The following is a 20,743-nucleotide window of genomic DNA, read 5'->3' as shown; positions in this document are numbered from 1 at the left end:
GCGACAGGGGGGTCAGCAGGACAGGCCGTCCTTCGGCACGGTGCCGTCGATCAGGTAGCCCTCGACCGCTCGGTCGACGCACTCGTTGCCCGCGTGGTAGCCGGTGTGGCCGTCGCCATCCCGCCGGATCAGCACCCCGGAGTCGAGCTGGTGGGCGAGGTCCACCGCCCACTTCATCGGGGTCGCGGGGTCGCGGGTGGTGCCGATGACCACGATCGGTGGCGCACCCTTCGCGTGGACGCTGCGGTCCCGCGCCCCGGACTTCACCTGCCAGCCGTCACAGGTGGTCAGCCCCCAGGCGAACACGTCGCCGAACGTCGGCGACACCTTCTCGAACGCCGGCAGCTCGGCGGGGACCTGCGCGGGCGAGATCGCCGTCGGGTCGTCGAGGCAGCTGATCGCGTAGAGGGCCTCGATGAGGTTGTTGCCGTAGCCGCCGCTGTCGTCGCGGGAGTTGTAGAGGTCCGAGAGCTTCAGCAGGGTCGACCCGTCGCCGGACATCGCCTGCTGCAGGGCGGCCGACAGCACGTACCAGTACTGGCGGTCGTAGAGCGGCAGCGCGATCCCGTAGAAGGCGTTCCCGATCTGGAGCTGCCGGTCCGAGCTCGTCGGCAGCGGCTGGGCGTCGATCCGGGTCAGCAGCGAGGAGATCTTCGCCAGCCCCTCGTCGAGGGTGCTGCCGAGGAAGCAGCCGTCGGTGTGGTCGACACAGTCCTGGACGTAGGCGCGCAGCGCGGTCTCGAACCCGCCCGCCTGCTCCAGCGCCAGCTCGCGCGGCCCGATGGAGAGGTCCACGGCCCCGTCGAGCACGAGCCGCCCGGCCCGGTGCGGGAAGAGGTCGGCGTACGTCGCGCCCAGCTTGGTGCCGTAGGAGGCACCGAAGTAGGTCAGCCGCGACTCGCCGAGCGCCGCGCGCAGCACGTCCATGTCGCGGGCCGCCTCGACCGTGGAGACGTGCGCGGCCAGGTCGCCGGAGCGCTGCACGCAGCCGCGGCCGAACGTGCGCAGGATCCCGGCGTAGGTGGCGCGCTCGGCGGCGGTGTCGGGCGACGGGTCAGCCGCGACGTAGCCGTCGAGCTGGGCGTTGCTGAGGCAGTCGACGGGGTCGCTGCTGCCGGTCCCGCGCGGGTCGAAACCGACGATGTCGAAGCGGTCGAGCAGCGGCTGCCCGAACGCCTGGGAGGCGCCCGCGGCGTAGTCCGTGCCGGGTGCACCCGGGCCACCGGAGTTGACCACCAGCGAGCCGATCCGCTGGGCGGGGTCCTGGGCGGGCACCTTGAGCAGGGCGAGGTCGATCGTCCGCCCATCCAGGTGCTGGTAGTCCAGCGGCACGGTGAGCCTGGCGCACAGGTCGCCGTCGCGGCACGACGACCAGTCGAGACGCTGGGTGTAGAACCGCGCCAGCCCCGGGCTCGGCGCCCGGGTGGCTGAGGGCTCGGGAGTGGTGGTCGGGACCTCGGAGGGGCTCGTCGACGAGTTCGTCCCGTCGGACGAGGAGAGGAGCAGCAGGGCGGTGGCGCCGACGGCGGCGAGCAGCATCGCGACCACGAGGACCGCGACGAGGACCCGTCTCATCGCACGCTCCGGTCGGGCACCCGAAGGGCGACCATCATCGACTCCAGGGCGAGCGCGACCGGCACGTTGAACTCCAGCATCTGCTCGCGGGCCTCGAAGATCCACGCGATCCGGCGCAGGTTGAGCTCCGGGGTGGAGCCGCGCACGAGCTGGTCGATGTCGCCGCGGATCTCCTCGTTGACCAGGCGGCCGGGCGCCCCCAGGGCCAGCGCGATCGCGTCGCGGTAGACCGACACCAGGTCCATCAGCCCGCGGTCGACGACGTCGAGGTGGCGGCGCTTGGCCCGGGTCTTCTGCCCCTTCTCCAGCGACGAGAGGGCAGGGGCGTACTCGCGGGGCCGGCGCCCGCGCTCGACCACGCCGTACGACGAGTCGAGGTCGGCCTTCTCCCGGGCGTCGAGCTCGCCGGTGATCAGGTCGGCCTCCTCCTTGGTCACCTCGGCGAGGTTGGCGGCGGCGGTCATGCACGCCCCCAGCGACGTGAGCCGCGCCGGGATCGAGACCACCTCGCGGCGACGGTTGCGGGTGCCCTCGTCCCGCGCGAGCGCACGCGCCCGGCCGATGTGGCCCTGGCTGGCGCGGGCGGCGTACGACGCGAGCCCGTCGGCGACGCCGTCGACCCGCGTCAGGAACGCCGCCACGTCGTCGGTGGTGGGTGTGCTCAGCGTGACGAGGCGGCAGCGGGAGCGGATCGTGGGGAGCACGTCCTCGACCGTGGGGGCGCAGAGCATCCACACGGTGCGGTCGGTGGGCTCCTCGATCGCCTTGAGCAGCGCGTTGCAGGCCGCGTCGGTGAGCCGGTCGGCGTCCTCGACGACGAGGACCTGCCAGCGCCGCCCGACCGGGGCTAGCGCCGCCCGGCGGACCAGGTCACGGACCTCGTCGACGCCGATCGAGAGCTTCTCGGTGCGGATCACCGAGACGTCGGCGTGGGAGCCCGCGAGCGCGGTGTGGCACTCGTGGCACTCCCCGCAGCCGGCGCGGTCGGTGCCCGTCTGGTCGCACTCCAGCGCCGCGGCGAACGCGATCGCGGCGTTGGACCGGCCCGAGCCCGGCGGGCCGGTGAACAGCCAGGAGTGGGTCATGCCGTGGCCGCCGGCAGCGCGGCGCAAGGCGTCGACGGCGTGGCGCTGGCCGACCAGGCCGTCCCAGACGGTGCCCTGCCGGGTGACGGTCATGCCTGCACCCCCCGGACGGCACGCTCGAGCAGCGGGGTCACCTCGGCGCGGATCTCCGCGGCGATCTCCTCCACCGGGAGCCGGGCGTCGAGCACCAGGTAGTGGTCGGGGTCGGCGCCGGCCATCTCCAGGAACGCTGCGCGCACCCGCTCGTGGAACTCCACCGACTCGGCCTCGATCCGGTCGCGCTCGGCGAACCGGCCCAGGCCGCGCTCCGGCTCGAGGTCCAGGACGACCGTCAGGTGCGGGCGCAGGTCGTGGGTGGCCCACCGCGCCACCTGCTCGACCTCGCGGACGTCGAGCGAGCGGCCGGCACCCTGGTAGGCCAGCGTGGAGTCGACGTAGCGGTCCGTGACGACCACGGCACCCCGGTCGAGCGCCGGTTGCACGACGGTCTCGACGTGCTCGGCCTTGTCGGCGGCGTAGAGCAGCACCTCGGTCCGGTCGGCGAGCTCCCCGGTCTCGGGGCTGAGCACGATCCGGCGCATCTCGCGGCCGACCTCGGTGTCGCCGGGCTCGAAGGTCAGCACCACGGCGTACCCCTCCGCCTCGAGCCAGTCGCGCAGCAGCCGGGACTGGGTGGACTTGCCGGACCCCTCGCCGCCCTCGAAGCAGACGAAGACGCCGGTGGGTGCGTAGACGCCGGTGCTCACGGCGTACACCCTAGGCGTCGGCTCCGACGGGGGCGGCCGCGCGGGCCACCCCGCGGCGGGCGGCCGGGCCCTGCGGGGTCACCGAATGGTCACGGACTGCACCCCACGGGCCCGGATTTCTGCGGTCTGGTCACCAACCGTGAGTCCGGACCGCAGTTCTCAGGACTTCTTGGCCGCGGCCTTCTTCGTCGTCTTCTTCGCCGTGGACTTCTTCGCCGCCGACTTCTTGGCGGGCGCCTTCTTCGCGCCCTTCTTGGCGGTCTTCTTCGCCGGGCCCTTGGCGCGACGCTCGGCGAGCAGCTCGGCGGCGCGCTCGATGGTGATCGACTCCACCGAGTCCTCCTTGCGGAGGGTGGCGTTGTACTCACCGTCGGTGACGTACTCACCGAAGCGGCCGGCCTTCACCACGACCGGCTGTCCGGAGACCGGGTCGTTGCCGAGCTCCTTGAGCGGTGCCGTCGCCGCGGCCCGGCCGCGCTGCTTGGGCTGGGCGTAGATCTTGAGCGCCTCGTCGAGGGTGATCGAGAGCAGCTGGTCCTCGGAGACCAGCGACCGGGAGTCGGTGCCCTTCTTCAGGTACGGCCCGTAGCGGCCGTTCTGCGCGGTGATCTCCTCGCCGTCCTCGCCCGCCCCGACCACGCGCGGCAGCGAGAGCAGCTTGACCGCGTCGTCGAGGGTGACGGTGTCCAGCGACATCGACTTGAACAGCGAGCCGGTGCGCGGCTTGGCGGACTTCGGCGCGTCATCCGGGAGCTCCTCGGTGACGTAAGGGCCGAAGCGGCCGTTCTTCGCCACCACGCGCAGGCCGGTCTCCGGGTGGGAGCCGAGCTCGATCTCCTCGCCCGCCGGGTTGGCCAGCAGCTCCTTGGCCTTCTCCATGGTCAGCTCGTCGGGCGGCAGGTCGTCGGGCACGTTGGCACGGCGACCGAACGGCGTGCCGTCCTCGTCCGGGCCCTCGAGATACGGCCCGTAGCGGCCCACCCGCAGCTGGACGCCGGAGTCCTCGCCGCCGACGGGGAAGGTCGCCAGGTCGCGCGCGTCGATCTCGCCGAGCTCGTTGACGAGGGTGTGGAGCCCCGCGACGTCGCCGGTGCCGTAGTAGAACTCGCCGAGCTCGGTGTTGCGGTCCTTGCGGCCGGCCGCGATCTCGTCGAGGACGTCCTCCATGGTGGCGGTGAACTCGTAGGACACCTGGCGCGGGAAGTGCTCCTCGAGCAGCCGGGTCACCGAGAACGCGAGCCACGCCGGCACCAGCGCGGTGCCCTTCTTGTAGACGTAGCCGCGGTTGAGGATCGTGCCGATGATCGAGGCGTACGTCGACGGGCGACCGATCTCGCGGTCCTCGAGCTCCTTGATCAGCGTGGCCTCGGTGTAGCGGGCCGGCGGCTTGGTCTCGTGGCCGCTGGCGCTGACCGAGGCGGCCGAGACCACGTCGCCCTCCTCGAGGGCGGGCAGGCGGGTCTCCTGGTCGTCCTTGGCCGCCGAGGCGTCGTCGGTGCCCTCGACGTAGGCCTTGAGGAAGCCGTGGAAGGTGATGACGCGACCGCTGGCCGAGAAGACGACGTCCTCGCCCGTCGAGGCACCGCCGCCGAGGCGGATCGTCACCGACTGGCCGACGGCGTCACGCATCTGGGAGGCGACGGTGCGCATCCAGATCAGCTCGTAGAGCCGGAACTGCTCGCCCTTCAGCCCCGTCTGCGCCGGGGTGCGGAACGAGTCGCCGGCGGGCCGGATCGCCTCGTGCGCCTCCTGGGCGTTCTTGACCTTCGAGGCGTAGACACGGGGGGCGTCGGGCACGTACTCCGCGCCGTACAGCTCGCGCACCTGCGCCCTCGCCGCGCCGACGGCGGCGTCGGAGAGCGTGGTGGAGTCGGTACGCATGTAGGTGATGAAGCCGTTCTCGTACAGGCGCTGGGCGACCGACATGGTCACCGACGCGCTCATGCCGAGCTTGCGGCTGGCCTCCTGCTGGAGGGTGGTGGTCCGGAACGGCGCGTACGGCGAGCGGCGGTAGGGCTTGGACTCCACCGAGCGGACGTCGTACGTCGCGTCCTGGAGCGCCGCGGCCAGGCCCTCGGCGCGGGTGCGGTCGAGGTGGACCACCTTGCCGTCGGCCGAGGACTTGAGCAGGCCGTCAGGACCGAAGTCGGAGCCACGGGCGACCCGGGCGCCATCGACCGAGTGCAGCTTGGCGGGGAACATCCGCTGCTCGTGCTTGCTGCCGGCGTCGAAGGTGCCCTCGAGGTCCCAGTACGACGCGACCCGGAAGCGCATCCGCTCCCGCTCGCGGTCGACCACCAGCCGGGTCGCCACCGACTGCACGCGGCCCGCGGACAGGCCGGACATGACCTTCTTCCACAGCACCGGGGAGACCTCGTAGCCGTAGAGACGGTCGAGGATGCGGCGCGCCTCCTGGGCCTCGACGAGGTCGTCGTTGATCTGGCGCGGGTTCTCCACCGCAGCCTGGATCGCGGGCTTGGTGATCTCGTGGAAGACCATCCGGTGCACCGGGATGTTCTTGGGCTTCAGCTCGTCGAGCAGGTGCCAGGCGATCGCCTCGCCCTCGCGGTCCTCATCGGTGGCGAGGTAGAGCTCGTCGGCGTCCTTGAGCAGCGACCTGAGCTTGGAGATGTGGGACTTCTTGTCACGCGGGACCACGTAGTAGGGCTCGAAGCCGTTCTCGACGTCGACCGCCAGCCGCCCCCACGGCTTGTCCTTGATCTTGGCCGGCGTGTCCGCCGCGTTGTTCGGGAGGTCGCGGATGTGGCCGATGGAGGACTCGACGACGTACCCCGCGCCGAGGTACCCGCCGATCGTGCGGGCCTTCGCCGGGGACTCGACGATCACCAACTTGTGTGCCACGTGCGCTTCCTTCTCCTGCTTGCTGCTGCTGGCGGGCCCCGCTGCAGGCCCCACGGCCGCTCACGGTAGCGCGTCCGGCGCAGAACCCATTCCCTCCACTCTCCACGAGGGGCCTGTGGATGAGCTCTGCGGGCCGTCCGCGGGACGTGCCAGCGTGACCCCACCGACACCCGAACGCCCGGAGGCGCACATGTACGACCATCCCTGGCTGGGGGACCCCGGCTACCCCGACGAGCCCTCGGCCCTGGACCGCCTGACCCACCTGGTGCTCGTCGACGGCCGCCTCGTCGAGACCTGGTCCGAACCGGTGGCCGGCACCCGCTGGCAGCGCTACGCCGACCGGTTCGACCGCGAGCTCGCCCGACCGCAGCCGAGCCCGCCCCCGCCACCCCCGTGGCAGCGGGTGCTCGACTGGCTGGCCTCCGTCTGCGGCGGCGACGCGGCCGTGGCGGCGCTCACCGTCGAGCCCCTGAGCGACGACGGCAGTGACCTCCCGACCGAGACCCCCGACGAGGGCGCCCGCCGCCGACTCGAGGCCACCGCCGAGCTGCTGGACGCGGTGGCCGCCCGCTGGTTCGACGCGGAGATGGCCGTGGCGTTCCGGCGCGCGCTGCTGCTCGTCTGGGCCGAGGAGCCCGAGACGGTGCGCCAGGCCCGCACCGCCGCGCACCTCGCCGGTGGCATCTGCTGGGCGGTCGGCAAGGCGAACGGCAGCTACCGCCCCCAGGGGGACCTGCGGATGGCCCGCGTCCAGGAGGCCCTGGCCCTGTCGTCGGCGATCTCCGGCTACGGCGGCACCGTCCGGCGGGCGCTGGTGGGCTTCCGCGACCTCCAGGGCCCGCGCTGGTGGCGACCCGAGAACGTGCCCGCCCTCGAGCCGCTCGGAGTCCCGGACCTGCTGACCTCGACCACCCGGGAGCGGCTGGTCCGGCTCCGCGACCGGGCACTGGCGGCACGCGACGAGGCGACCCAGGCGGCGTGAGGGTCAGGCCGACGGGTCGTTGAGCTGCCGGATCGCTCGCCGCTCGTCGTCGGTGAGGTCCGACTCCGCGAGCACCTTCTGGAGCACCTGCGACTTGCGGGCGATGTAGGTGTCGATGTCCATCGTCGGGTCCGCCGCCAGCCCGGTCTTGACCGCGGCGTACTCGTCCCTGAGGTCGTCGCGCCGCCGCAGGACGTCTCGGACCGCCAGGTGGTTGCGCACGTTGACGGTCCCGTCCAGGCAGACGTACACGTTGCGCGCCGGACCGTCCCCGGGCGGGGTGAACGCCTCTCGACCTGTCACGCCCAGGTCCCCGCGGTGCCGGTAGCCGACGCGCTCGAGCGCGGCGACGGCGAGGTCCATGTCGACAGCGTCGACGATGACGTCGATGTCGAGGACCGGCTTGGCCGCCAGACCGGGGACGGAGGTGGAGCCGACGTGCTCGACGCGCGCCGAGGCGACATCGGCGAGCGCCCGGCGCAGGTCGCGGGCCACCTCGTCGAACCGGGCCGGCCACTCGTCGCGGTAGGCGACCACCTCGACGGCCATGTCAGTCCTCCAGGAACCCTCGAGCACGAGCTCGCGCACCACGGGGAGGTAGGTCGTCCGGGTCGCCGCGGCGTCGAGGTCGAGCAGCTGGGCGAGCGCGTCGAGGATCTGGCCCACCGTCAGCTCGCCGTCGCAGGCGCCGACCAGGCCCGCCTCGACGGTGTCGACCCGGCGGGCCCGGCGCAGCCCACCTGCTGGCGCAGCACGACCGTCTCCGGGTCCTCGGCCCCCGGCGCGCCGAGCGTCTCCTGCTGGACGTCGGGGCGGACGAGCAACCGGGAGTCCGGCCCCACCTCGACCTCGCGGGCCGCCGCCCAGTCACGGATGGCGGGCGCGATCGGCTGCTCGACGTCGTAGGGCCACTCGAGCAGGTCGCGCGCGGGAGCGCCCGCCGCGTCCGAGCCGCGCCGGTGCAGGTTGATCCAGCCGAAGCCGATCCCCTCGACGCCCTGGTCGTCGAACCACGACAGCCAGGTGTCGTAGCGCTCGGCGTAGTCGGGGCCGCCGTGGAGGCCCGCGTCCTTGAGCCACAGCTCGACGTACGCCGCCGGGTCGAGCACCTCGCGCTGCACGACGAAGGCGTCGCAGTCCTCAGAGATCCACGACGCCAGCCGGTCGTCCCAGTCGCGGCCCCGGGCGATCACCCAGTTGGCCAGCACCTGGCACCAGCCGCCGTCGGCGAGGTGCCGCGGCGCGGCCCGCACGATGTCCTCCACCACCCGGTCCCCGGGGAGGCCGGAGTCGCGGTAGACGAGGCGCTCCCCGGTCGCCGGGGAGATCACGAACGGCGGGTTCGTGGCGATCAGGTCGAACAGCTCGTCGCGGACCGGCTCGAAGAAGGATCCGTCGCGGACCTCGACCCGGTCGGCCACCTCGTTCAGCGCGGCGTTGAAGCCGGTGATCCGCAGGGCACGCTGGTTGACGTCCGTGGCAACCACCCGGCGGCTGTGGGCGGCGAGGTGCAGCGCCTGGACTCCGCACCCCGTCCCGAGGTCGAGTGCCCGACCGACGGGCTCGCGCAGCGTCAGCTGGGCCAGCGACGTCGAGGCCGAGCTGATCCCGAGCACGTGGTCGGTCCCGACGCGCACCGGGCGGCCGTCCAGGCCGGGGGTCAGGTCGCTGACCACCCAGAGGTCCAGGTCACCGGTGGCGTACGGCCGGACGTCCAGGCGCGCCGCCACCTCGCCGACGCCCTGCTCCAGGAAGCCCTCGACGGCGAGCCGGTCGACCATGCCCGGGAGCGCGCGCTCGGCCGCGGCGACCGCGACCGGGGCCTGGAGCAGGAAGAGCCGTACCAGCGTCTCCAGGGGCGTCCCGCCCCGGGTGGCGCGCAGGCCGGGCGTGGTCTCGTTGCGGCCCAGGGCGGCGTGGCCGAGCGGGCCGAGCAGCTCCGCCACCGCGTCGTAGGTGAAGCCTGCCCGCTGCAGCGCCTCGCGCAGCCGGGCGGGGAGGTCGGAGCGGTTCGCGGGGGTCACGCCCCGACCCTAGGCGGTGCCGCCGCCCCACGAACGGCTGGGCGAACGGCTGGGCGACCGGCTGGGCGGCGTCGTACGGGCGCCGGCACGACACCGGCCCCCGGAGTGCTCTCCGGGGGCCGGTGGTGGTGCTGGGACTACTGCGCCGGCGGCTCGAACCGCTGGGTCGCCGTCGGGTCCGAGGGCGGCGGCGAGGACGGCGGCGGCGACGTGGGCACGTAGGCCCGGGGCTGGGTCCTGCCGGCCTCGTCGACCTCGTCAGCAGGGGGCGCTGACGGCGGCGGGGGCGGCGGGGGCGGGGTGCCCTCGCTGCTCCCGATCGCGACCTCGCGCTGCTTGGACACGTAGACCGCACCGGCGATGATCGCCACCGCCACCAGGGCGATGATGATCCGGAGCGGGTCGTTCTGGTCCTTGCCGACGCCCATCGAGACGACCGCGCTGGCGATCAACAGCGAGACCAGGTTCATCACCTTGATCAGCGGGTTGATCGCCGGGCCGGCGGTGTCCTTGAACGGGTCGCCGACGGTGTCACCGATGACCGTGGCCGAGTGGGCCTCGGAGCCCTTGCCGCCGTGGTGGCCGTCCTCGACGAGCTTCTTGGCGTTGTCCCAGGCGCCACCGGAGTTGGCCAGGAAGACCGCCATCAGGGTGCCGGTGCCGATCGCGCCGGCGAGGAAGCCGGCCAGCGACGTGACGCCGAGGCCGAAGCCGACCGCCACCGGGGCGAGCACGGCCAGGATGCCGGGCGTGACCAGCTCGCGCAGCGAGTCCTTGGTGACGATGTCGACGACCTTGCCGTACTCCGGACGGCCGGTGCCCTCCATGATCCCCGGGATCTCGCGGAACTGGCGGCGCACCTCGAACACGACGGCACCCGCCGCGCGCCCGACGGCGTTGATCGCCAGCCCGGAGAACATGAAGACCACGGCCGCGCCCAGCAGGACGCCGACCAGGACCGCCGGGTTGAACACGAAGAAGTCGGCCGCCGAGAACTCGGCGGCGGTCGGGTTCGCCTTCGCCAGCGCCTCGAACACCGAGGTGGAGTACGACCCGAACAGGGCCGTGGCGGCGAGCACCGCCGTCGCGATCGCGATGCCCTTGGTGATCGCCTTGGTGGTGTTGCCGACCGCGTCGAGCTCGGTCAGGATCTGCGCGCCCTCGGGGCTGACGTCGCCCGACATCTCGGCGATGCCCTGGGCGTTGTCGGAGACCGGACCGAAGGTGTCCATCGCGACGATGACGCCGACGGTGGTCAGCAGGCCGGTGCCGGCCAGCGCGACCGCGAACAGCGAGACGGTGAGCGTCGCGCCGCCCAGCAGGTAGGCGCAGAACACGGCGGCGCCGATGACCAGGGTCGTGTAGACCGCGGACTCGAAGCCGACCGCGAGGCCGGAGAGGATCACGGTGGCCGCGCCGGTCAGCGAGGTCTTGCCGACGTCCTTGACCGGGCGGTGCTCGGTCCCGGTGTAGTAGCCGGTCAGGGCCAGGATCCCGGCCGCCATCACGATGCCGATCACCACGGCCAGGGCCGCGATCACCCGCGGGTCGCCGTCGGCGGCGCCGATGCCGCTGGTGTGGTCGAGGTCAGCGAAGCTGCTCGGCAGGTAGACGAAGGACAGCAAGACCGAGGCGACCGCGGCGATGGCCGCGGAGATGTAGAAGGCCCGATTGATGGTCTTCAGGCCGTTCTCGCCGGCCCGCGGCTTGCACAGGTAGACGCCGGCCACGGCGGTCAGGGCACCGATCGCGGGGATCAGCAGCGGGAAGACCAGGCCCTTGTCACCGAACGCCTGCGATCCGAGGATCAGCGCGGCGACCAGCGTCACGGCGTACGACTCGAAGAGGTCGGCGGCCATGCCGGCGCAGTCGCCCACGTTGTCGCCCACGTTGTCGGCGATCGTCGCGGCGTTGCGCGGGTCGTCCTCGGGGATGTTCTGCTCGACCTTGCCGACCAGGTCGGCACCGACGTCGGCGGCCTTGGTGAAGATGCCGCCGCCGACCCGCATGAACATGGCGAGCAGCGCGGCACCGAAGCCGAAGCCCTCGAGCACCTTCGGGGCCTGGTCCTGGAAGAGCAGCACCACGATGCTCGCGCCCAGCAGGCCGAGGCCCACGGTGAGCATGCCGACCATCGCGCCGGTGCGGAAGCCGATGTTCATGGCCGGGTCGCGACCGGACTCGTTGGCCGCGGCGGCGACGCGGAGGTTGGCGCGGACGGCCAGTGACATGCCGAGGTAGCCGACGGTGCCGGAGAAACCGGCCCCGACCAGGAAGAACACCGACCGGAAGATCCGGACCGTGGTGTCGTCGGCGGGCAGCGCGAGCAGCGCGAAGAACGCCACGCCGGCAAAGACGGCGAGCGTCCGGAACTGCCGCGTCAGGTACGCGTTGGCGCCCTCCTGCACCGCCTGGGCGATGTTCTTCATGTTGTCGGTGCCTTCACCGGCGGACAGGACCTCTTGACGGAACATCGCCGCCATCGCGAGCGCGCCGAGCGCGATCAGTGCGACGACGATGACCAGGACGAGGTTGCCACCGGAGACGTCCACGACGAAGGGATGGATCCCCGCCATGTGTTTCCTCCTGCGAGCTCAAGGGAGTGATTCAGGTCTCACGGACGTCGGGGAGTCTACGCACGAGGGACCACTGCAGAGCACGAAGGTGTGACGCGCGCCACACGGCGCGTCGCGGTTGGAACGGTCGAAGGGCAGCAAAAGGGTGACGAAGCCCGGGACAGGGCTTCGCCGCAGGGGCGACCAGGAGACGGTCAGCAGAGGCGGCCGGGGCGAGCCCGGGCCGCGGTGGGGCCGGCGGTCAGCTGCCGGCGAGCGCGGCGTCGGCCGACTCGTGGATCACGAAGACCTTCGCCAGGCCGGTGATCCGGAAGATCTTGAGCAGGCGGTCCTGGTTGCAGACCAGCTGCAGGGACCCGTCGTGGGCGCGGACCTTCTTCAGGCCGCCGACCAGGACACCGAGCCCGGTCGAGTCCAGGAACTCGACGGCTTCCATGTCGATGACGATGTCGTAGACACCGGCCGCGACGAGCTCGGTGATCTTGTCCCGCAGCTTCGGGGCGGTGTAGACGTCGATCTCGCCACCGACCGCAACGATGGTCTTCCCATCGACATCGCGGGTCGCAAGAGTCAGGTCCACTTCGTCTCCCCTTGGAGGCACTTTGATTTCATCGGGTGCCGGTTGCCGTGGCGCACCAGCCCCGAAACTCGGCCAGCACAATGAAACCACGCTCGCCCCCCAACCGCACAAAGAAGTAAAGACTGTGCGAGGCCCGACGTCCAGTGTCGGAGCCATTTGCGAGACTGGAAAAGTGGATCTTGCGGTCGAAACCCTGCCCTGGCGAATGGGCCAGCTGGTCGACCGGCTCGCCTCCGTCCCGGGCCGCGAGGGACGCCTCACGCACCTCGAGCTCCTCCCCCGTCGCGAGGCGCGAACCGAGGACTGGCCCGCCTGGGCGGCCCCCGACGTCGTGGCCGCCTTCGCCGCGCGCGGGGTCACCCGGCCGTGGCGGCACCAGGCCGAGGCCGCGGACGCGGCCCACGCCGGTCGGCACGTCGTGCTGGCCACCGGCACCGCCTCCGGCAAGTCACTGGCCTACCAGCTCCCCGCACTCACCGCGATCCGGTCGGGCCGCGGTCCGCGGGGCCAGCGCGGCGCCACCGTCCTCTACCTGGCGCCCACCAAGGCCCTGGCCCAGGACCAGCTCGCGGGACTGACCGACCTCGGGCTCGACGTCCGGGTCACCACCCACGACGGCGACAGCGGTCGGGACCAGCGTGACTGGGCCCGCGACCACGCGGAGTACGTCCTCACCAACCCCGACATGCTGCACCGCTCGCTGCTGCCGGGGCACGCGCGCTGGTCCGCCTTCCTCGGGTCGCTGGCCTACGTCGTGGTCGACGAGTGCCACCACTACCGTGGCGTCTTCGGTTCCCACGTGTCCCACGTGCTGCGACGCCTGCGCCGCATCTGCGCGGCGTACGGCGCCGACCCCACCTTCGTGCTCGCGTCCGCGACCGTCGCGGAGCCGGAGCTGGCCGCCCGCCGGCTGATCGGCACCGACGTCGAGGCGGTCACCGACGACGCCAGCCCGCGCGGCGAGGTCGCCCTCGCGCTCTGGGAGCCCCCGTTCAGCGCGGGCTCCGGGGAGAACGGCGCCCCCGTGCGCCGGGCCGCCTCGTCCGAGACCGCGGACCTGCTCGCCGACCTCGTCGCCGAGGGGGTCCGGACCCTCGCGTTCGTGCGGTCCCGGCGCGGCGCCGAGCACGTCGCGATGACCGCGGCCGACTTGCTGGCCGAGGTCGACCCGTCGCTGCCCGGCCGGGTCGCGTCGTACCGCGGTGGTTACCTGCCCGAGGAGCGCCGGGCCATCGAGCAGGCGCTGCGGAACGGCGACCTGACGGGCCTGGCCGCGACCAACGCACTCGAGCTCGGCATCGACATCAGCGGCCTCGACGCCGTCCTCATGGCGGGCTTCCCCGGCACCCGTGCGGCGCTCTGGCAGCAGGTGGGGCGGGCAGGCCGGGGCGCCCAGGACGCGCTGGGCGTCCTGGTGGCCCGCGACGACCCGCTCGACACCTACCTCGTCACGCACCCGGAGGCGCTGCTCGGCCGTCCGGTCGAGTCCACCGTCTTCGACCCGACCAACCCCTACGTCCTGGGCCCCCACCTGTGCGCGGCGGCTCAGGAGCGGCCGCTCACCGAGGCCGACCTCCCCCTGTTCGGGCCGACCGCCCGCGAGGTGCTCGACCAGCTCACCGAGGCCGGGCTGCTCCGCCGGCGCCCGCGCGGATGGTTCTGGACCGATCGCCGACGTGCCGCCGACCTGGCCGACATCCGCTCCACGGGCGGGTCGCCGGTCCAGCTGGTCGAGGCCGGGACCGGCCGCGTCGTCGGCACCGTCGACGCCTCCAGCGCGCACGGCACGGCGCACCAGGGCGCCGTCTACGTCCACCGCGGGGAGACGTGGCTGGTGAGCTCCCTCGACCTCGACGACCACGTCGCGGTCATCGAGCGCGCCGAGCCGGACTACTCCACCTCCGCCCGCGAGATCACCGACATCAGCATCGTCGCCGAGCGGGAGCACCGCGACTGGGCGGGCTGCCGACTGTCCTTCGGCGAGGTCGACGTGTCCCACCAGGTGGTGTCGTTCCTCAAGCGGCGCCAGCCCGGCGGGGACGTCATCGGCGAGGAGCCGCTCGACCTGCCGGAGCGCTCGCTGCGCACCTGTGCGGTCTGGTGGACGGTCCCCGAGCACGTGCTGGCGGAGTCGGGGCTGGCCGAGCAGGACCTGCCGGGGGCCGCGCACGCCGCCGAGCACTGCTCGATCGGGCTGCTCCCGCTCTTCGCGACCTGCGACCGCTGGGACATCGGTGGCGTGTCGACGGCGGTGCACCCGGACACCGGGCAGCTCACCGTGTTCGTCTACGACGGCCACCCGGGCGGGGCGGGGTTCGCCGAGCGGGGCTTCCGGGCCGCCCGCGAGTGGCTCACCGCCACCCGCGACGCCATCGAGGCCTGCTCGTGCGTCGACGGCTGCCCCTCGTGCATCCAGTCGCCGAAATGCGGCAACCAGAACAACCCGCTCGACAAGCCTGGCGCCGCCCGGCTGCTCGACGTCCTCCTCGGGGCGTCGGTCGGGGCCTGACCGGCTCGTCCTCAGGCGGGTCCGGCGCGGGACTCCGCGGCCAGGTCGGCGTCCTGCCCGAGCCAGTGCGGGCCGGTCACCTCGACCCGCACCCGCGCCTCGCGCCCCTCGACCTCGCAGGCCACCAGCCTCGCGTCGTTGGCCGCCGCGATCCCCTCCCCCGCCGCACAGGCGTCGCCGCCCCACCCCAGCGCCGAGGCGACGGCCAGGGCGGCGAGGTCGGCCGCGGACTGGGCCTGGCGGTGCGCCCGGACCATCGCACCCACCACACCCAGGGCGGCCCCGAGCAGCAGCAGGACGCCGACGCACGCGACGACCACGAGGCTCACCGACCCGCGGTCGGAGCGTGATCGGGGAGCTCGACCACCGGGACACCTCACGGCGCCGGCTCCGTCGCCGCGACCGCCTCGGCGTGCAGCGTGACCCCGGGCAGGAAGCCGAAGAGGCCACCCGGCCCGGACACGCTGCCCTCCGCCGCGGCCGTCACCCGGTCACCGTCCGTGCTCACCGTGACCCGGCTGCCGGGTGGCGCCACGTCGAGCCCGCGCGCCACCGCCTCCGGGCTGCTCTCGCCGCGCGCCGCCGCCCGGGCCGACTCCCGCGCCGCATCGACCACCCGGATCTGGGCCGCCGCCACCGCGAGCAGCCACACCAGCCCGACCGTCACGGCGAGCAGCAGGGGCAGCGCCATCGCCAGCTCGGCCGTCGCCGCGCCGGAGTCGCCCCGGGACCGCCTCATCCGATGCCCAGGAGCCCGAGCACGTGGTCGAACAGGGTGCGCAGCAGCTGCTCGCCGAAGCCGCCGGTCAGCAGCTTGTAGAGCAGGCCGGCGAGGCCCGCGCCGGCGGCGGTGCCGACGGCGTACTCGGCGGTCGTGATGCCGGCCTCGTCCCGCCCCGGGGACGGGGCGGGGCGCGAGGACGCTGCGCTGACGGGTCAGGGACATGGGTTCCTCCTTCGGGTGCGGCCGCCGGTGCGGCCGTCTGACGACGACCCTCGGCGATCCCGCGCCCGGGCGCCGCCGGGCGACCACCGAGCTGGGGACGGCGCGTGCGGCGGGACGGGCTGTGGACGTCCGGCGGGCCGCCGACTCACAACGCCAGGCCCGTCAGCAGGCCGGCGACCAGCGGGACGATGCCGACCAGCACGAAGGCCGGCAGCAGGCACAGCCCCAGCGGCAGGGCGGCCTTCACCCCGACCGCCCGGGCCCGGTCCTCGACATCGGCCCGGGCCCGGCGGGCCAGGTCCTCGGTCAGGCGCACCATCGTGGGCACGACCGCCGCACCGGTCGCCTGGGAGCGGGCCAGCGCCCGTCCCAGGGGCGCCAGCTCGGGATCGTCGCCGAGCGCCTCCCAGACCTGGACCGGGTCGACCCCGAGCGCGAGCCTGGCCACGACGCCCGCGAGCCGCGCCGAGGCGGCTCCCGGGAGCGCGGCGCACACGAGCGCGATCCCGTCGCCCGGCGCCACACCCGACCGCAGCGCAGCCGCGAACAGCGTGACCAGGTGCGGGAGGTCGCGACGCACCTCCTCACGGGCGCGGCGGTCCTCGGGAGTCTCGGCGCGCCCGATTACCACCCACACACCGGCTGCGGCGCCGACGCCGGCCACCGGCCCCGCCGGCCCGCCCACGAAGAGCAGGGCCCCGAGGCCGGCGAGGAGGGCCCACAGCGGCCGGTGGCGGCGCATCCACCCCGTCGCGCGCTGCTGCGGCCCCGGTGCCGCGGCGGGAGGCAGGCGGGGCCGGCGGGGCACGGCGAGGGCCGCCGCCGACGCGGCGCAGGCGACCGGGACCCAGCTGGTCACGAGGTCCGGTCCACGTCGCGGGCGATCGCCTCGATCCAGGCCAGCCCCGCCAGCCCGAACCCGACGCCTCCGGCGAGGCACGCGACCCCGACCGGGCTGCCGACCAGGAACACCCACGGGTTGCCACCGACCCCGGAGCCCATGGCGAGCGCGGGGACCGGCAGCCCGGCGACCATCCGCGCGGTCGCCCGGGCCGACGCCAGCTCGCCCTCGACGACCCGGCGGCTGGCCTCGGCGGCCCGCAGCTCCGCGGCGACGTCGTCCACGGCCTCGGCCAGGCCCTGGCCGGTGCGGTGCGCCACCTGCCAGGCGGCTGCCACCAGGCGAAGGTCCCCGGCGCCGGGGAGTCGCGCCAGGTCGCGCATCGACGCCGGCACGTCGGAGCCGACCCGGAAAGCCTCGGCGGCGGGGGCCAGCGGCGGCCACGCCTCCGAGGCTCGCTCCAGTGCCCGTCCCGGGGGCTGTCCGGCGCCGAGCTCGGCCGCCAGCAGCTCGCAGGTCTCGAGCACCCGGCCCGCGACCAGGCGCGCCGCTCGGCGTCGTCGGCGGGCGCCCCACAACAACCCGCCTCCCACCAGCGCTCCGGCCAGGACCACGACCAGTGCCGCGGTCGCGGCGCCGACGCCGGGCCGGGTCACCACCAGCACGCCGCCACCGGCTGCGAGCACCGCGACCGCGGCCCGGGGAGGCGACGCAGCCCCGGGCGCGCCCCGGGGTCCGCCGGGAGGACCGTCGGCCAAGCGGGTGCGCGGAGGCAGCAGCAGGACCACGGCCAGCGCCGCGGCGAGTGCGGCCACCGCGCTCGGCGGGGTCACGACCCGAGCCGCTCGGCGAGCCGGCCGGCGGCCGGCCCCACCGTCGCCCTCCCGTGCGGGTCGAGCTCGAGGGCCACCGCCATCGTGACCAGCCCGTCGGCACCACGCTCGGGGACCGCGACCTGGCCCAGCCGTCGCCGACCCTGCCGGTCGCGGGCGAGGTGCAGGACGACGTCGACGGCCGAGGCGAACTGGCTGTGCGCCGCCGCGCGCCCGAGTCCGGCCGCGAGGGCGAGCGCCTCGACCCGCGCGGGCACGTCGACGGCGGAGTTGGCGTGCAGGGTCCCGCACCCGCCCTCGTGGCCGGTGTTGAGCGCCGCCAACAGCTCGACGACCTCACCACCGCGGACCTCACCGACGACCAGCCGGTCCGGTCGCATCCGCAGCGCCTGGCGGACCAGCGTGCGCAGGCCGATCTCGCCCGCGCCCTCGATGTTGGGCGGTCTGCTCTCGAGGCCGACCACGTGGGGGTGGTCCGGGCGCAGCTCGCTGGCGTCCTCCACCAGCACGATCCGCTCCTCGGCCGGCACCAGCGCGAGCAGCGCCGCGAGCAGGGTGGTCTTCACGACCATCGGAATCGGCAGCGTTACGCGGTACCTCACATGTGACGTTCGTGCTGCGTCATCGAGCCTCGGCCGACGATGGCGGCATCCTTGAAGACAACTTCATAGGACAGCGCCACTCAGCGTGGGAGTTGCGCCACACTGTTCCGGACGGCCCCTACTAGCCGCACCCAAACGCGTGTCAATATCGACGCATCACCACGCGGGCAATATGTTGTTCGTGCCCGTTGATCGACTCATGGAGGCCGACCTGACCAGCGTAGAGCCCGAGGACCTTCCCGGACTGGAGTTGGGGCGAAGGTACGCTCACGCTCCGATTGTGGAAGCCATCCTCGAGCTCCAGGTCCGCAATCGTGACGACTTGACCGTCGAGGAACTTGCACGACTGGGACTAGAGGGCGACTTCGCAGAGGCGACCCCGATCTTCAATGTCGAGGGGCAGTTGGAGTTCGTCGACGGAGCCTTTACGAGCCAAGCCCACGGAGCGCAGGTCGGCTGGGCACATCAGCGAACCGATGGCCAAAGAGTTGTACAAGCCGGAATTGACCGATTCACCTTCATTTGGCGCGGCCCATATGACAACTGGGACGCCTTCGCCGACGAAGCGTGGACGCATTGGAACAACTACCTTCGCACGGCCGAGCCGCTGGAAGTGGGCCTTATCGGGGTTCGCTTCGTTAATCGAATCCCGATGCGCAAGGTGAGCATCGAAATCAAGGACTACCTGCGTACATCCGTCGAACTGTCTCCGTACTTGCCACAGGCCGTAAACGCTTTGTTCATGCAAGTAGAGATGCCGCTGAACAGATATCAGGCCAACGCTACGATCACCTCAGCGATGGACACCTCACCCAATCCCGAGACCGGACAGCCCGCCGTTGCGCTGATCCTCGACATCGACACCAAGGCAGAGTTGAATCGTGTGACCGATGACCCTGAGTTCGATGCGGCATTGCGGGCTATAGTGGGCAGACTGCGGACGGCGAAGAACTACGTGTTCGAAGCGTGCATCACCGACGCAACGAGGGGATTGATTGACTGATGGCCATCGTGACACCCAACAACCTGCAGCGCTCGTTGCCGCAGTCGGGTACTGACACGCGACGCCAGTACAAGCTCGCTTCGCAGGCCCGTCTGACCGGAGCGTGTCAACCGGAGCGGCATGGAATCCGGCCAACCTCACGGTGGCGTCCTTCTCTCGGGTTTCGACCATCTCGTTCGATGACCGCGCTCCCGTTCGCCGCGTCAGGGGCGTCCGAGTTACTGAAGACGATCTCGACTGGTGACCGCCGGTTCGCCGGCGTTGGTGGAGGCCACCTGTAAGCCCTGGCTCTGCCAAGGAGACATCTTTGAATCAGTGCTCCTCGTCCGCGCGGCGTGACCCAGGGGATGGCAGCGCAGGCGATGGCTCGGGGACCCGCCCTGCTCATCAGTCATGGTTGTGCGATCGACAAGAAGTCGGGCAGCGGTCTGTCCAAACTTGAGTATCTGAGTTTCTTGCCCATCCAAGATGTGAAGAAGCTCGACCCCGGTCGCGCTGGGAACTTCGTGCGTCCGCGGGGGAGATGCGCCCTTACGAGGCCCTGTATCTAGGCGACATTCCCAAGGTGGGCGAGGGATACGCCATGCTGACGCAGCCGTACACCCTGCCCGCCACGCTGTTGCGCACGGAACTCATGACGTTCTCCGCTGAGCAGACTGGGGACGTGGAAGACAGGCGCATCGTGGCCGGAATCGGCGATACCCGTGTGGCGCATCTTTCGGAAGCGATGATTGAACTGTTCTGGCACAAGTGGGCGGTCCAGTGGACTCGCAACGATTTCATCCTGGAAGACGAAGACGCGTCCGAGAACTAGGTGGCCCAGCCGGGCGGGTTTCACCGGCGGGGCATGCCGTCGGCCTCTCGAACGGCGCCAGCCAGGTGGACGTCACATGCTGAGATCGTCTGCTTTGGTCCGACCACGGTGAACGCAGGCGGCGCGGCGCAATTGTCGGAGCCGCCTTGCCCACATCGCGTCTCACTTGCTCTCCCCACGTGCATCGCGGGGTCGAAGGCCCGCACTTCTGCCATGGTGGCTCACCTCCCGTAACCGACCACTGAGGCCGATCCTGCTCTCCATCGGTGGCGAAAGGAAGATGTCGCGGAGTACCCCGCGCCCGTTCTGGGCACGGACGAGTGAAGGGAGGAACAGTCATGCAACTCAGCGTTAACGGCCACACTGTCGACGTCGATCCGAGCGACAAGGTTCGCCTTCACCTACCCGGCACAGACTGGGTGGTCACCTACTTCGGCCATCGGCAAAGCGACATGGATCTGGTGCTCGACCAGCGCCCGGAAGAGGGGTAGCAGGTTCCGATCAGGGAAGCCACTCAGCGACGGTCTGACCACCAGGGCGCCAGTATCATCTTCTCGATCTTCAGCCCAGCGGTACTTCCAGTTCGATCCAACCCTTCACGCAGTCACCCGGGTTGAGGCTGACGCTTTCGGGGAACTTCGGGGTCGGCCAGTCGTTCCAGCTGCTGCCGTTCCCGGCAACCTGTTGCCCATTGGGACTCGTCGCGTACCACTCACCGTTGTAGGACGAGTAGATGTCTCCGCCACTCATGTCGGCGTCGGGGCG

At 72.2% G+C, this 20,743-nt stretch carries 19 protein-coding genes; 5 read left to right on the top strand and 14 right to left on the bottom strand.

Features of this window, described 5'->3' with window-relative positions; genetic code table 11:
- Positions 1-12: 12 nt before the first annotated feature.
- The 4 genes from H0S67_RS02435 to topA all read right to left on the bottom strand — a co-directional run bounded on the left by H0S67_RS02435 (position 13) and on the right by topA (position 6,268).
- Positions 13-1,575 (bottom strand): alpha/beta hydrolase, encoded by a 1,563-nt coding sequence (locus H0S67_RS02435; protein WP_180935302.1) that lies wholly within the window; start codon positions 1,573-1,575, stop codon positions 13-15.
- Complete coding sequence (locus H0S67_RS02430) at positions 1,572-2,753, bottom strand: DNA polymerase III subunit delta' (protein ID WP_180935301.1); 1,182 nt, start codon at positions 2,751-2,753, stop codon at positions 1,572-1,574. Before H0S67_RS02430 ends, H0S67_RS02435 begins: the two co-directional genes overlap by 4 nt.
- A complete protein-coding gene (tmk, locus tag H0S67_RS02425) occupies positions 2,750-3,406 on the bottom strand; it encodes a dTMP kinase (RefSeq protein WP_180935300.1) in 657 nt (218 codons plus the stop codon). Before tmk ends, H0S67_RS02430 begins: the two co-directional genes overlap by 4 nt.
- Before the next feature lie 159 nt (positions 3,407-3,565).
- Positions 3,566-6,268 carry a type I DNA topoisomerase gene (gene topA, locus H0S67_RS02420; RefSeq protein WP_180935299.1) on the bottom strand — a complete coding sequence of 901 codons (2,703 nt, stop codon included), beginning with the start codon at positions 6,266-6,268 and terminating at the stop codon, positions 3,566-3,568.
- Between the two features lie 154 nt (positions 6,269-6,422).
- Between topA and H0S67_RS02415 the strand changes: the two genes are divergently transcribed.
- The gene (locus H0S67_RS02415) at positions 6,423-7,250 is read left to right on the top strand and encodes a hypothetical protein (protein WP_180935298.1); all 828 of its coding nucleotides are present in this window, start codon (positions 6,423-6,425) and stop codon (positions 7,248-7,250) included.
- A gap of 3 nt (positions 7,251-7,253) precedes the next feature.
- On the opposite strand, the gene H0S67_RS02410 is transcribed toward H0S67_RS02415, so the two are convergent.
- The 4 genes from H0S67_RS02410 to H0S67_RS02395 all read right to left on the bottom strand — a co-directional run bounded on the left by H0S67_RS02410 (position 7,254) and on the right by H0S67_RS02395 (position 12,430).
- The gene (locus tag H0S67_RS02410) at positions 7,254-7,916 is read right to left on the bottom strand and encodes a GrpB family protein (protein WP_246355062.1); all 663 of its coding nucleotides are present in this window, start codon (positions 7,914-7,916) and stop codon (positions 7,254-7,256) included.
- A gap of 2 nt (positions 7,917-7,918) precedes the next feature.
- Positions 7,919-9,274: a DUF7059 domain-containing protein gene (locus H0S67_RS02405; RefSeq protein ID WP_246355061.1), complete on the bottom strand. Its 1,356-nt coding sequence runs from the start codon at positions 9,272-9,274 to the stop codon at positions 7,919-7,921.
- A 137-nt stretch (positions 9,275-9,411) separates the two neighbouring features.
- Positions 9,412-11,850 (bottom strand): sodium-translocating pyrophosphatase, encoded by a 2,439-nt coding sequence (locus H0S67_RS02400; RefSeq protein WP_180935297.1) that lies wholly within the window; start codon positions 11,848-11,850, stop codon positions 9,412-9,414.
- 241 nt (positions 11,851-12,091) lie between these two features.
- A complete protein-coding gene (locus H0S67_RS02395; RefSeq protein ID WP_180935296.1) occupies positions 12,092-12,430 on the bottom strand; it encodes an anti-sigma factor antagonist in 339 nt (112 codons plus the stop codon).
- Positions 12,431-12,635: 205 nt separating this feature from the next.
- Between H0S67_RS02395 and H0S67_RS02390 the strand changes: the two genes are divergently transcribed.
- The gene (locus tag H0S67_RS02390) at positions 12,636-14,939 is read left to right on the top strand and encodes a DEAD/DEAH box helicase (protein WP_180935295.1); all 2,304 of its coding nucleotides are present in this window, start codon (positions 12,636-12,638) and stop codon (positions 14,937-14,939) included.
- Between the two features lie 11 nt (positions 14,940-14,950).
- Here H0S67_RS02390 and H0S67_RS02385 read toward each other — a convergent pair whose 3' ends face one another.
- The 6 genes from H0S67_RS02385 to H0S67_RS02360 form a co-directional block, all read right to left on the bottom strand.
- Positions 14,951-15,268 (bottom strand): Rv3654c family TadE-like protein, encoded by a 318-nt coding sequence (locus tag H0S67_RS02385; RefSeq protein WP_246355060.1) that lies wholly within the window; start codon positions 15,266-15,268, stop codon positions 14,951-14,953.
- A 47-nt stretch (positions 15,269-15,315) separates the two neighbouring features.
- A complete protein-coding gene (locus H0S67_RS26370) occupies positions 15,316-15,678 on the bottom strand; it encodes a TadE family type IV pilus minor pilin (RefSeq protein WP_180935293.1) in 363 nt (120 codons plus the stop codon).
- A complete protein-coding gene (locus H0S67_RS02375) occupies positions 15,675-15,818 on the bottom strand; it encodes a DUF4244 domain-containing protein (RefSeq protein WP_180936689.1) in 144 nt (47 codons plus the stop codon). The genes H0S67_RS26370 and H0S67_RS02375 overlap by 4 nt, the downstream gene beginning before the upstream one ends.
- 212 nt (positions 15,819-16,030) lie before the next feature.
- Entirely contained in the window at positions 16,031-16,744 is a 714-nt protein-coding gene (locus H0S67_RS02370; protein WP_180935292.1) for a type II secretion system F family protein, read from the bottom strand.
- Positions 16,741-17,559 carry a type II secretion system F family protein gene (locus tag H0S67_RS02365; protein ID WP_180935291.1) on the bottom strand — a complete coding sequence of 273 codons (819 nt, stop codon included), beginning with the start codon at positions 17,557-17,559 and terminating at the stop codon, positions 16,741-16,743. Before H0S67_RS02365 ends, H0S67_RS02370 begins: the two co-directional genes overlap by 4 nt.
- A complete protein-coding gene (locus tag H0S67_RS02360; RefSeq protein WP_425489870.1) occupies positions 17,556-18,125 on the bottom strand; it encodes an ATPase, T2SS/T4P/T4SS family in 570 nt (189 codons plus the stop codon). Before H0S67_RS02360 ends, H0S67_RS02365 begins: the two co-directional genes overlap by 4 nt.
- A gap of 235 nt (positions 18,126-18,360) precedes the next feature.
- On the opposite strand from H0S67_RS02360, the gene H0S67_RS02355 reads away from it, so the two are divergent.
- From H0S67_RS02355 to H0S67_RS02345, 3 genes are all read left to right on the top strand, one after another.
- A complete protein-coding gene (locus H0S67_RS02355) occupies positions 18,361-19,164 on the top strand; it encodes a TIGR04255 family protein (RefSeq protein WP_180935290.1) in 804 nt (267 codons plus the stop codon).
- 583 nt (positions 19,165-19,747) lie between these two features.
- Positions 19,748-19,978 carry a hypothetical protein gene (locus H0S67_RS02350; protein ID WP_180935289.1) on the top strand — a complete coding sequence of 77 codons (231 nt, stop codon included), beginning with the start codon at positions 19,748-19,750 and terminating at the stop codon, positions 19,976-19,978.
- A gap of 338 nt (positions 19,979-20,316) precedes the next feature.
- A complete protein-coding gene (locus H0S67_RS02345) occupies positions 20,317-20,469 on the top strand; it encodes a hypothetical protein (protein WP_180935288.1) in 153 nt (50 codons plus the stop codon).
- Positions 20,470-20,743: the final 274 nt, after the last annotated feature.

This window comes from Nocardioides ungokensis (assembly GCF_013466985.1).
Classification (GTDB): domain Bacteria; phylum Actinomycetota; class Actinomycetes; order Propionibacteriales; family Nocardioidaceae; genus Nocardioides; species Nocardioides ungokensis.
This window is presented reverse-complemented; position numbering and strand designations above follow the sequence as displayed.

What these genes read in the sequence shown, in the direction of transcription:
- H0S67_RS02435 (WP_180935302.1), bottom strand. Translation starts at nt 1,575, where the DNA reads ATGAGACGGGTCCTCGTCGCGGTCCTCGTGGTCGCGATGCTGCTCGCC.
- H0S67_RS02430 (WP_180935301.1), bottom strand. Translation starts at nt 2,753, where the DNA reads ATGACCGTCACCCGGCAGGGCACCGTCTGGGACGGCCTGGTCGGCCAG.
- H0S67_RS02400 (WP_180935297.1), bottom strand. Translation starts at nt 11,850, where the DNA reads ATGGCGGGGATCCATCCCTTCGTCGTGGACGTCTCCGGTGGCAACCTC.
- H0S67_RS02390 (WP_180935295.1), top strand. Translation starts at nt 12,636, where the DNA reads ATGGGCCAGCTGGTCGACCGGCTCGCCTCCGTCCCGGGCCGCGAGGGA.
- H0S67_RS26370 (WP_180935293.1), bottom strand. Translation starts at nt 15,678, where the DNA reads ATGAGGCGGTCCCGGGGCGACTCCGGCGCGGCGACGGCCGAGCTGGCG.
- H0S67_RS02355 (WP_180935290.1), top strand. Translation starts at nt 18,361, where the DNA reads ATGGAGGCCGACCTGACCAGCGTAGAGCCCGAGGACCTTCCCGGACTG.
- H0S67_RS02350 (WP_180935289.1), top strand. Translation starts at nt 19,748, where the DNA reads ATGCTGACGCAGCCGTACACCCTGCCCGCCACGCTGTTGCGCACGGAA.
- H0S67_RS02345 (WP_180935288.1), top strand. Translation starts at nt 20,317, where the DNA reads ATGCAACTCAGCGTTAACGGCCACACTGTCGACGTCGATCCGAGCGAC.